The organism is Burkholderia alba (assembly GCF_034721475.1).
In the GTDB taxonomy this organism is placed as follows: Bacteria; Pseudomonadota; Gammaproteobacteria; order Burkholderiales; family Burkholderiaceae; genus Burkholderia; species Burkholderia alba.
In genome coordinates, this window is sequence record NZ_JAWJWL010000039.1 from 26,945 (window position 1) to 39,092 (window position 12,148).

Sequence of the window (12,148 nt, forward strand, 5' to 3'; positions counted from 1 at the left end):
TCTTGATGCGGGTGGGTCAAGGGGGAAGTGTAGAGGGAGTGAGCTGTACAGTACCGGTACAGTTGGTGGGATGATTGCCGGTACGGGATGGGTGGGGGAGGGCTGTGTGGGTGCTTGTTGTTGTTCAATTGCTTGATGTCTGTCCGCGGTGCGAGAAGCCGATCGTGATGACGCGGCCGAGCATGACACGATGTCGTTGTGGTTTGGATTTTTCGCACATTTCACCGGTGGGATGCGTCCCCGAGGAAATTGAGAGTGCATGCTGTCTGTACCAGTACTGGCGTATGTCGACGGCTAAAGGATCCGGATTGTCCGAAGGTTTGGCGGTGGTAGAGGAGAGAATAGACCGCCAACGCGTCGTTGAAATGGGGCTCGGGAGTGGCGCGATAGACCGGCGAGGCGTTCCGTTGCGTCAGATACGGTATGCGTTGGGCTTTATCTGACTCTGCAAGTCGCGTCACTGCATTGGGTGCATATTGATGATTGTCAGTCGATGCAGACAGAGTTTCGTGCCAAACAGGCGTTGATCGTCCTGCGCGCGTGGGCTCAATGGTCGTGCATGCCACGCGTATGAGACAGGGAGGCACATTTTTGCCCCAAGTGCAAAGATATGCTTCCCTGACAAAGTGCAGCCTTATGCTTCTACAACAAAGCCGGCCTTGTGCCGGCTTTGTTGTTTGGGCGTGAAGATTCAGCGTCTGATCACGGACAACGGCCCAACCTTCCATTCGGAAAGTCGCGTCGCGCCGAGTAGGTGTACCGAAGTGCGTCTTACAACGCACCGTTGGCGAAGGCTACTCATCGTCGACTTCTCTCTCTGTGTGCCAGCGAGTCGAATGATCAATGGAGACGAACGACCGCTGCTTGATTATGTACAATCTGTTCGCGGCCCGCCCGCCGTCTGTGACTTCGCCGATTTACGGTGAGCTACATTTTCGGACGGATCCCAGATTAGTCTTTCCGCCGGGACAAAGCCTACGCTTGCTTACTAGCAGCTGACGTAGATGTGGGTGGCGTAGCTTCTTCCGTTGTGATAGTTGGCGAATTGGCCGCGGTCAGATGCTGGTCGACCTTGGCATCACGATAATCCTGCGATGTGCGATATAAGTACCACCGCTTCAAGCGGATCGACAGCGTGGTAGCCCGATCCTTGACTTGAACAAACGTCGCATCATCACCAACATCGTTATTGCGCATGTCATAGCAGCAAAGCATGCGGAGAACACTATTGTTGGCAGTCCCGTACGAGTGGGCTTGATTGACGCCTTCAACAATTGCATCCTGTACCGCTGCCCCACTGTATGCGGTGCCTGTCGAGCCGAAACTGCGCAGTACCTTGAGCTCAAGGAGTGCATGGTGATAAATCATTCCTGGCTTTCCCGTGCGGTCGTCGACTATCTCAAGGTCAGTCCGTCCGCTTTTTCCCGGTTGCTCTTGCCGGATTGTGCACCACAAGAACCTTCCGACCAGCGCATGCCGGATCATTTGCTGGACCGTTCGCTCCGCTTCCTCGATGGGATAGCCCTTAACTGCATCCTTCCACAGTTTTATCGGCCCCATGTTGTCGGGGGTGCAAAGTTCGCTTCTGTAGATCGCCTGAAGCGTTTCGTGTACTTCGGCCTCAGTAACCTGGCCGAATTTTAGTATGACTTCGCGCACGCCATCGTCGGTTCGCATTCCGTTGGGGTAGTAGCTCAAAGATGACTCGCCATCTGACGGAACATACAACAGAGCGGGCCGGTCATCGTAGCCGAGCTTTGCGACGAGCTCGAACAAATCATTGTCGTCGCCCTTGTACTCTTCCATCACGCTGCTGGTAGCTTGCGGGGTGACGAAGTGCACTCGGCTAGATAGGCGTCGCGTACCCGTATGAACGAGCCGATCGAAGACTCGTCCAGTTCTAAGTTTGTCTTGCTCGTCGGGATTCACAAGAATAAACGCCGCGGCGCCTGAGGTTTCGAAGTCAAGCTGGTTCTCGCGTTTGCGGATCATTCGAGAAACGTGGACTTGGAAACGAAGGTCATCCGACAAATCGTCGACATCGCCATAGTCAGCACGTTGAGCGACAGCCAACTGTTGGCGATCGGCTTCCCAGGAGCCGAGCAGGAGTGCCTCAGATGCCATGGGCTGCCCTCCTCTGCACGTGCTCGATGTACATGAAGAGTCGTTCCGCTGGCTGAAGAGCCTCTCCTGGTCGGAAAGACAAGGCAGCATTGCGTGAGAAGTTGGTTTTGGCGGGATCCGCCCATTGGCCGAAGTCGATAACTTCGTTGTTGTCTACATCCGTGTCCGCGTAGCGGGCGTCAAACCGAAACGTCTGCCCCAGCTCATTATCTGACAGCATGCTGTAGGCGGCGCAAAGCTCTTCAATGAAGAAGGGCTCCCCGGTGTCGGCATAGACTTGCTTATAGGTGTCGAGTGCGTTTCGAGCCAAGTCATTGTTCAAGCGATAGTTGGCTTGCAGTCGATAGCGCTTCTCTTCGGCGATGAACGCGTATCGAATGTCTGAGGCCAGCACCATGCCACGCCCTACCAACACGTCGATGGCTTCCTGTAGCTCCGGATAGTACGGCCCACCCTGACGCTTGAGCAGGCTCGCACTAAACGGCGCTAGTTCGAATACCGGAGCGAGAACATTGGACAGGTAAGCCAATTCATGCACGGTGCGCAGCGATGCTTCGAAAATGGATGCTCTGTATAACGCGTCAAGCAACGCAAGAACTCGGATGGGGCGCCTGCGGACCTCCACCGATTGTTTGGGATCAGCCGCGGCCATCATGGTGTGGCGTCTCGAGGATTTCAGTGAACAGGTCGCTGCGAAGCGCCTCGTACTCCGCCCGAAGCTCCACCATGGCCCTCGTTGAAACGCCGGCGTTGAACAAATCGACGATACGATCGAGACGTGCCTTTGGATTGGCTTCAGCCGCTTTGAGCACGGCGGGGATTAACTTACCCGCCGCCAGATTCGACGTCACAATGAGCCGATTGGACTGGTTGTCGTTTGCGAACGCTGCAAGTACTGCAGCCGCACGATTGACAAAAACTGCGTCGAGTGAAGATTCAGGGGCGTCGATGATGATGGTCGATGCCTGGCTGCGAGATCCAACCTTCACTAGCGCCATGCGGAACGCGAGGTCGATGAATTCGCGTTGACTCTCAGACACCTGCTCGGGGCTATCCCGACGGACCACGTCCGAGAAATTGGCCCCAGTCATCTCAACGCTGAATGATGGGTATTCGGTGGTGAGGTCGAGCCCGCCAGTACCCGCTTGGCCAAGCAGGACGCGTGTCGGAGCCCATGACAATGAAGCTGTCTCTAAAAGAAATCCCCCCGCGATTGCATCAAACTCCGCCTTGATCCGTTCGGCAAAGCTTTGAATCTGCTTGCGGTACTGATTCATCTGTCGAGCAAACGCTTCGCGCTTGACCTGCAGATCGGCGCGCTGTAGCTCGGCGCGCTTTTTTAGATCTGCGAAACCGTCGTTTTGTCGCCGAGCGGCTTGCTCGTCAGCGGGAAGTTGTCGGACGAGCGCCTCAATATCCGCTTTCAATGTGGCTACTTCAACGTTTCGCTCGGCCAACTCCAGATTGGCGGTGTCAAAAGCTTGGCTCGAATCGTCGAGAGCGGCGTGTGCAGCATCGGCTGTGATGGTCGCTTGCTTGACTTTCTCCCGAAGAGCAATGACACGCTCCTCGTTGATGTCCACAGCATTGCCGGTGCTTGGCTCCATATCAGCGTCGCATAAAATGCAGTGCTTGTTGTCGATGGCGTGAAGCATCTGCACCCGCTTTTCTGTGCGGCCAGGGGTCTGGCATACGATGCACACGTCATCGCTCATCAGCCGCGAAAAGATGTATCGCATCGATTCGTCGGCAGTGGGGAAGCGCGTTTCTATCGCGGACAGCCGGGCGCGTTCCAACTCGTGCATCACGGCGTGCAGAGCTTCGTTTGCACGCAACGAGTCAAGGCGATGTCGGCGTCGTGCGCTATCGAGTTCTTCAATGCTTTGACTAATCTCCTCTTGCTGCTTGAGCGCCGCTTCGTACAACGTCTCCTTGGATTTGAGCGTGGCGCGAACTTCAGGTGCCGCTTTGGACAGGTGCTCCTGTGCTTTCTCCTCGCGCTCTTCGCGGTCGAGTGCTGCCTTCAGGTTGCGCATGCGAGTATCCAGCTCAACAATCTCTCGCTCAGCTGTGATCCAATCATGGGCTTGGGTGGGCTCCAAGAACAGGCATCGCAAAAGCTGCCGCTGAGCGGACGGATCCCACACCAGCATCCGTCGGTCTTCGAAGAAAAAGACCATTGTGCGGAGGAGGAAGATCCACTCACCGAAGGTGCCAACGTTCGAGGCGGAAAGGATGGCGCGTTTCAGCTCTTCTTCGTCGGAGCTTTCGGGGCCGTCATCGACCTTGAATGAGATTAGGCCGAGCTTCATCAGCGAGCGGGTTACCTCGAACTTCTTGGCGCCGATAAAGTAGATCAGTGTTGACTGGGCGTCGCGAGCGTTGTCATTGACGCGCGCGCTGAACGTTGAGCGACGCTTTGCGGACAGTGCTTGTGCGGTCAGCTCTGTCGTGCCGACGTTGCCGTCCGGAAGCTTGAGATCCCATGGGCCCGACAGCATTCGGAAGAGAATGTTGACCAGCGTACTTTTACCCAACCCGTTCGCGCCCAGTACCACTGTGAGGCCTGGCGCGAGAGGAATGTCGAAGGTACCGTCGCGTGTTGGACCGGGATAGAGTCCGTATTGGCGAATCTGAAGCAGCTCAAGAACTGGCAATTCAGTCATGCTTACGCCCCTGCGGACCGGCGATACATGAATGAAAGCGCCGGCGTTCGAGCGGCGTGCGTCTGGTACGTCTTCATTGAATCCCCCGTGTTCCTATTGGCTGCTTGTCGGCCACTTAGGCTACGGCAGCAGTATAGCAATTGGCATCGTCAACTGAATAGTTCCAGGGAGAGCCTTGCCGCGGTGCTGGTTCAGGTGCCTAGGGGGCGAGATGCTCGAAGCTGAAGAACACCATCTAGGATCGCTTCGAGCGCTCTTGCCCCTTCTTCGGTACCGTCCCACGCGAGCATCAGACGCTGAGTCAACTCCATGCGCAACGCTGAGGTGTCAAAGTTGGCGGCGGGTCGCGTGTTTTGCTTGTCGCGCCCGCTAATTGAATATTCAAATAAGCGGGCGGCATGGCCTCGGGTTTGTTTGAACTGGCCGTTGACTAGTTTGGAAAATTGGCTCTGATGGATGCCTAGGTCGACTGCGACCTGCTTCTGCGAGATATCACCTCGCTCCCACGCTGTCCGAATGGTACTTGCCATAACCTCGCGTGAAGGAGTGTTCGGTGACTTCGATGGCATTTTGCGCTTGATTGAATAAATGTCCGTCTGCATAATATTCAAATTGGCGGTGTGGCGCAACAACGCATCGGTGCTTGAGATAGTCGGCTAATGAGGAGCCAAAGAGGTATGAACGCAGCCACGATTAGCGCATTCATTGATGAAAATTGCCCGGGGATGGATAAAAGTGCGCGGAGAAATTTTTCGGCTTGGTTGAAAACACTCGTCGACAGTGCGCCGATGTCTTCGAACATCCCCAGTCATAACCTACCGTTTCAGCGCTGGTATCGGTTCAAGGAAGCGTTCTCGCCGATGATGGTCGCTGAGTCGCTCAACTACCTCGGTTTCTGGCCGACGACGTGCCTCGACTGCTTCGGTGGTTCCGGGACAACGGCACTGACGTGCCAGTTTCTCGGGATTGATTCCACTACTATTGAAGTGAATCCGTTCCTTGCTGATCTCATCGAAGCCAAGCTGGCGAAATATGACCATCAGCAACTCGTAGACGACTATGCCGAAGTCGTCAGGAAGATGACTGGTCGATCTGCGAACCTGCGTTCGCTTCGCCACGAATCATGGCCCGCAACGATGGTTGAGCCGGGTCTGAAGGAGCGCTGGATTTTTCCGCGCGAGACCTTCCGCCAGATTTTGACTATTCGCGAGGCGATTGAAGAGGTCGAAAGTCCCATCAACCAGCGTCTATTGCGAGTAATCTTGGGTAGCATCCTGGTAGACGTGAGCAATGTGGTCATCAGCGGGAAAGGGCGCCGGTATCGGTCCAACTGGCAGGCGACCCAAAAGTCACCACATGATGTCACTGATGCATTCAAGACTGCGTTCCAAGCAGCGCTGTTTGATATTAGTGCGTACGGGACTCGCGCGACTCATTCTTATTCGCTGCTACGAGGAGACTCACGTGTAGAGGTCGATCGCGTGGGCATAATTGATGTGGCCCTATTTTCTCCGCCGTACCCAAACAGCTTTGACTATACCGACATCTACAACGTCGAGTTGTGGGTATTGGGTTATCTCAAAAGCAGAGCAGACAACACGGAGTTGCGCTACTCAACGTTGCGCTCACACGTTCAGGTTCACCGTGATATGACATGGGAAGGACTGGATTCGCGCAAGCTTCGTAAGACGGTGGCTGCTCTGAGCAAAAAGCGCGACGAGCTTTGGGATCCACATCTGCCCGACATGATCGGCGCCTACTTCGCTGACCTGGTGCAAATCCTGAAATCGATCCGCGGGAGAATTAACCCGGACGGTGCGGTCCTCATGACGGTGGGGGATAGCCGCTATGCTAATGTGCTTGTCGATGTTGGTGAGATTCTTCGTGAGCTTGCCGGCGGCGCAGGCTATGTCTGTGAGGCGGTCACGCCAATACGCGCGATGAAGACCAGCGCTCAGCAGGGCTGGGAAGCCTCGTTGAGCGAAGATCTGGTGCGCCTAAGGCCGGTATAAGATTTAGTTGGGTTCCCCAGGCGAGGAATGGGCATCTTCGCCCGGCCGGAGCAGGTAAGCGTGGCTTTATGCAGATGCCTTCTGGATCGCAAGTTGTGTTGCGGCGTGACGAAGGCGGCTCGGTTGCACGCCGGATTCGGATTAAGCTGATAGAGCAGCTTGGCATTTCATCAAATCGGTCGTGCTGGCCTAATTGTCGAGACGGCCGGAGCCGTCCGCCAGCCGCAATGTCGAAATTCACAACTTGTGCCCCCGAGCAACGGCTCGGGCGGCACAATGACTATGCGGAGCGTGGTGGCGCTAAAATCTGTAGAGAAATTGCATACAAGACAGTGCGAACCCAAGCAAGACCGCAAATGCATGGGTGATCCAGAAAACAATTAACCGGGGGTTGTGTGAAGTCCAAAATCAAACTACCGATTGTCGTCCGGCTTAGCATTCGCAACTACTCGCTTTATCCTGGAATCAACGACCGCGGATTGGACCTTGAGTTTCCCCCTGGGGTCACGGTTCTCGCTGGCATCAATGGCGTCGGTAAGACCACATTGCTAAATTTGCTCATGCGGATGTTGCTTGGGCCGCTGGAGCGAGCCAAGGCCGATCGTGACCTGAGCCGAATCAGCAAGCGAGAGCTTGTATTGAACAAGCGCTTCTCGTTCTTCGCAGACCGCGTTCCTGAAGAGCTGGATGAGAATGCCACGGCTACGCTGGATTTTACAGTGGGAAATCGGGCTATTACCGTGACTCGAACCCTCAAGAAGATGGCGCTGAAGTCCGTCAAGGTAAATGGTGTGAGCCGCTCTATTACGACGGAGCTTCAGTTTTCAGAGGAGATGGCGAGGTTCTGTGGGCTGGCGTCCTCCTACGACTACCACGTGGTGGTCCGCTATCTTCAGTTTTTCACCGAGGAGCGACAGCCGATACTGTGGTCTGCTGCGACGCAGTACGAGTTCTTTAAGATGCTTTTTCTTGATAGAGCTCTAACGAAAGAAACGGACGCGACCTTCGCATCCATCCAGCGGCTGGATACAACCTACCGCAATCGTATTCACCAGCTCAATCCTCGTGAAGAGCGGTTAAAAGAGCGCCAAGCAGCGGCCTTGGCGGTTCAAAATATTGGTGACCTCCTCACCCGAATCGAAGCTGCGAAGGTGGCGCGCAGTACCGCTGCCGAAGATTACCTGAAGCACCAAGAAATTGTCGCAAATCTACAGTCACAAGCTCGCGATCTTGATATCGAATTCAATCAAGCGGAAGCAACGCTCGCGAACCTCGAAGATGAACTGGAAAACGTCGACGCTGCCTTCATCGCGCAGGCCCTCCCAACCATGGACGACAAGGCCGAATTCCTGATGGCCGGACTCGGCTCCGGTCAGGGTTGCTTTGTCTGCGGAAACCGGAGTCGAAGTCAGCGAGAGACCATCGCAAGACAGCTCAAGGAGGGCAATTGCTTTGTCTGCCACCATCCGATCACGGGCCGTGGCAAGGGCGCTAAGGTTGAACCCCTAGCCGCCGCGCAAGTGCGCAACCTGGAACAAAAAGTCGAGAAGATAAGGGCACTCTCGGCAGAAATCGATGCCAACCGCGATGCTGTCTCCAAACGGATCGCGCCAGCGCTTCAGGAGCTTCGCCAATCGGCATCCAGGAATTCGGAGGCAGCGCTGACGCTCGACATGTTGCAAGCACAGCTACCTGACCCACCGGAGGCATCCAGCGCAATGGAAGCTGAATTGATCGCTGAGCGTGCTGAATTGGACGTGATGGATGGTCAGCGTAAGGCGCTGACCGAGCTGTACCGCGAGCTCATAAGGAGGGGCCGTGGGCAGGTGGAAATCTTCAAAGAAACCCTGCGCACAAAGCTGACTGCCTACGCCGAAGCATTTCTTCAGGAAACGGTGGCGGTTCAATTTGACGCGAAGGATAAAATGACGATTGCCACCGGCGCCGGTCAGGTTGGTATTCCATCGTTTTCCATCCTCATGACATCGAGTACCCACGATGTCCCGAAAGAGCGCTTGACGAGCGACAACGTCTCGGAATCGCAGAAAGAATTTCTTGATCTCGCGTTTCGCATGGCGCTCCTCGACATGGTCTGCTCGGACGGTGCAACGACGTTGATCATTGAGACTCCGGAAGCCAGCCTAGACAGCTGGTTCATGCTCCGCGCAGCTGCACTCATGCGCCAATTCGCACCGGGGGATTCTGGTTCTGTGCGTAACCTGATCGCCACCTCGAATCTCAATGGTACTGCGATGATCCCAGCCCTCCTCGGCCGCGTTGGTAAGGACGGGAAACCGCAACGTGGCAAGAAGACCACCGGTGCACAACTCATCGATCTACTACAGGTGACCGCCAAATCGAACACCTTGAAGGAAGGCGCGGCAAGGGCTTTGCTTGAAGAAGAACTGGGGAAGTTCCATGGCTAGGATGTCCTACTCAGTACCTAAGAGTGCTCAGGAACGGCTGCGGTTTTCGCGCTGGGTACTTTTCACGATCAATGCTGCAGAAGCAGCTGGCATCGGTCAACTGACTCGCAAGCAACTGCATCTTTTGCTTTTTATGTCGTTTGCTTCATGCAGGTTCTACGGAATTGAGCCGCTGCGCCAACGGGCACGACGAACCAAGCAGGGCCCCTACTATCGTGCTGCACACTTTGCACTAGGGGCATTGGCCTTGTCGGGTTTGGTGGAAGTGTCGAATTTCTCCGCACATCAATCTTCGACGCACTTGCAGTTCGACGGCAGTTTCGGCGCAACCGTCTCGGGTCTTGAGGTCGGCCGACATTTGCGAAGCACGCAGCGCGGAGAAGCGCTCTACGCCTTCCTGCTGGATCTCTGCCTAGGCGTCGTCGAAGGCGCTTGGCACGACGAGCGCACCCGGGGGCGTCAAGAGCGCAGTGGCCTTGACCGAGTATTCGAGCAGGACCTCACCTACCGGGAGGCGGTTGACCGTCCGGGGAATGTGATTTTTATTGAGGAGTCCATTGAGCACGCGACACCGACACTCATCGGCCTGCGACAGATCCGGACGTACCTCGAAGGACGAACCTTCGTTAACCGTCGCGACGTATTGACCGTCTACCAGCGGTTGCTTCGGAAGAGGGTAGCCTGATATGAGACAGCAAAGTACGATCAGCCGTCAGGAAGTCGTTGGTCTTGATGCGGGGCTGTCGCTGGTGTCAGGGTCGTCCCAGGAGAGGTTCTTCCAAGCATTGGTTGATTACTTCATCCAATGGTTGACGTGCCACACAACCTCGGTTGCAGCCAAAAACATCAAGTCCGATCAGGCGCTCTTGGTTGTGTATTCGGAGTCGCCCAAACTTGAACCGGGCATCCCGACTAGCGTCAGTGTTCAGCCAGCTGAAGTTTTTGCCTCACTGCTTACGCTGGATGATGGTGTCGCAGTTGCGGGCGAGAGCCTGAGCGAGGTGATTCAGCACGTACCTCATTTCAACAACGGGGCAAACGAGGCCTTCCACTTTGTGCGTCAACATCTTGAGGCTGATCAGACGTTTGCGTTGTTGATGCTCGGTCAAGGCCGGATGCTGGTGCATGACAAAGGTGTCCCGATCACAGAGTGGATGAAAAAACCTCGAACGATCAAAGTCGAGCAGCTTGACGAAGCTGCGATTACTCCCGCACTGATTGAGCAGCAGCTGAATACGTTCCACAAGGAAGCATTAGCCTCACACAAAGGCACCATAGCTCGACTAATGTGGCAAATTGAAGAGGAGCCAACCCTGTCAGTTCTCGGGCACAAGCCCGAACTCCACGTGCAGTCTGGGCTGCTGACGTATTTTCGCGGTCTTTATCGAAGCAAGGTCGCGGTCGTCGACGAAGAAGTAACGCTGACCGAGGGGCGCGTAGATGTCAGGATCGTGCGCTTCGATAAGGCCGCCCAGTGCTTGATCACGATGATCGAGCTCAAGGTTCTTGATCCAAGAAGCAGCGACAAAAAGAACTTGGCCTGGGCTCACAAAGGGATTGAGCAAGCGCATGACTATAAGCAGACCGAGGGCGCGGAAGCTGCATTTGCGTGTATCTATGACGCTCGAAGAAACAAGGCCGCCATGCCCACGCTGAAATCCGATGCCGACGAAAAAGGTGTCCTGCTGAAGGTGCAACCCATGGAAGTACCAGATCCACGGCCGGTCAAGAAGGGTAAGAGTGGGGTTGTCACTGGTGCGGTGCATCCCAACGGCTCTCGCGCCACCCGGGCTGAGAAGAAGCCCGCTAGTGGTTCGGTGGCAAAGAAGCAGGCAACTACCAAGAATGCGCCGAAGAAGCCCTGAATCGGGAGGGTATTGTGGTTGCGGGCAAAGCTGTGGCTGACGAAGCTGCGGGGCTTGCATGGCGCTGTCCGCAGTAAGTGATTTCGCACAACGATTCCCAATGTGACTGTGCTGTGTCTGTTGATGTCCGTACAGAACTGACCCACTGGGGATGCGGCTATTTTCTTGGACTGATTTAGGTTGTTGGGCCGAGGTTTTCACGGTACTCGATGGGGCTGAGATAGCCAAGGGAGCTCTTGATCCGTTTTTCGTTGTACCAGCGAACGTAGGCGTTCAGTACGTCAACGAACTCCGCGATGGTCGTGGAACGCCAGTCTCCTGGATAGAACATCTCGGTCTTCAGCCTGCCGAAGAATCCCTCACAGGCCGCGTTGTCTGGTGAGCAGGCTTTACGCGACATGGATCGGACCAGATTAGCCTTTGCAACCCGCGATAGCCAGCCAGGCCAACGGTAGTGGCCACCCCGATCGGAATGCACGATCGGCGTTTCATCTTCTTCAGTCACGGTCTCGATAGCCGCATCTAACATGGAATTCACGAGCTCTGCGTCGGGGCTTGTGCCAATCGACCAACTGACTATCATCCCATCGAAGCAGTCGATCATGGGCGATAGATATACCTTTCCCGCAGGAATCTGGAACTCGGAGATATCCGTCACCCACTTTTCGTTGGGGGCGTTAGCGTGGAAATCTCGATTGATGATGTTATCTGGGGCAGGGCTGATTTCCCCGATATAAGAACGATATCGGCGCCGCTTGGGCCTGGCTGCGTGGAGGCCGCCTTGTTTCATGAGACGANTCGATTGATGATGTTATCTGGGGCAGGGCTGATTTCCCCGATATAAGAACGATATCGGCGCCGCTTGGGCCTGGCTGCGTGGAGGCCGCCTTGTTTCATGAGACGACGCACGACTTTCTCCGATAGGAACACCCGTTGTCGGCTCAGCGCTGCTTGCACCCGACGATAGCCGTAGGATCCGTGATTGTCCTCGAAGATCTCTGCAACGGTGCGACGGACATCTGCATATTTGTCGGCAACCCGTATGGGCGACCGAT

Annotated in this window: 8 protein-coding genes and 1 pseudogene; 4 read left to right on the forward strand and 5 right to left on the reverse strand. The window is 55.4% G+C overall.

Annotated elements, in window-relative coordinates; all coding sequences use genetic code 11:
* Positions 1–975 precede the first annotated feature (975 nt).
* The 4 genes from RZR99_RS29085 to RZR99_RS29100 all read right to left on the reverse strand — a co-directional run bounded on the left by RZR99_RS29085 (position 976) and on the right by RZR99_RS29100 (position 5,419).
* Entirely contained in the window at positions 976–2,124 is a 1,149-nt protein-coding gene (locus tag RZR99_RS29085; protein WP_323123232.1) for a hypothetical protein, read from the reverse strand.
* The gene (locus RZR99_RS29090; protein WP_323123233.1) at positions 2,114–2,779 is read right to left on the reverse strand and encodes a hypothetical protein; all 666 of its coding nucleotides are present in this window, start codon (positions 2,777–2,779) and stop codon (positions 2,114–2,116) included. Before RZR99_RS29090 ends, RZR99_RS29085 begins: the two co-directional genes overlap by 11 nt.
* Positions 2,763–4,790, reverse strand: coding sequence for an AAA family ATPase (locus RZR99_RS29095; RefSeq protein WP_323123234.1), 2,028 nt, complete (start codon positions 4,788–4,790; stop codon positions 2,763–2,765). Before RZR99_RS29095 ends, RZR99_RS29090 begins: the two co-directional genes overlap by 17 nt.
* A 191-nt stretch (positions 4,791–4,981) precedes the next feature.
* Positions 4,982–5,419, reverse strand: coding sequence for a helix-turn-helix domain-containing protein (locus tag RZR99_RS29100; protein WP_323123235.1), 438 nt, complete (start codon positions 5,417–5,419; stop codon positions 4,982–4,984).
* 48 nt (positions 5,420–5,467) lie between these two features.
* Between RZR99_RS29100 and RZR99_RS29105 the strand changes: the two genes are divergently transcribed.
* The 4 genes from RZR99_RS29105 (at position 5,468) to RZR99_RS29120 (ending at position 11,093) form a co-directional block, all read left to right on the forward strand.
* Complete coding sequence (locus RZR99_RS29105) at positions 5,468–6,802, forward strand: SAM-dependent methyltransferase (RefSeq protein ID WP_323123236.1); 1,335 nt, start codon at positions 5,468–5,470, stop codon at positions 6,800–6,802.
* A 395-nt stretch (positions 6,803–7,197) separates the two neighbouring features.
* Complete coding sequence (locus RZR99_RS29110) at positions 7,198–9,228, forward strand: AAA family ATPase (RefSeq protein ID WP_323123237.1); 2,031 nt, start codon at positions 7,198–7,200, stop codon at positions 9,226–9,228.
* Between the two features lies 1 nt (position 9,229).
* On the forward strand, positions 9,230–9,913 hold the full coding sequence (locus tag RZR99_RS29115) for a hypothetical protein (protein ID WP_323123238.1): 684 nt from the start codon (positions 9,230–9,232) through the stop codon (positions 9,911–9,913).
* A gap of 1 nt (position 9,914) precedes the next feature.
* Entirely contained in the window at positions 9,915–11,093 is a 1,179-nt protein-coding gene (locus tag RZR99_RS29120) for a hypothetical protein (RefSeq protein ID WP_323123239.1), read from the forward strand.
* A gap of 175 nt (positions 11,094–11,268) precedes the next feature.
* Here RZR99_RS29120 and RZR99_RS29125 read toward each other — a convergent pair.
* Positions 11,269–12,148, reverse strand: a pseudogene (locus RZR99_RS29125) (IS3 family transposase); the annotation flags it as partial.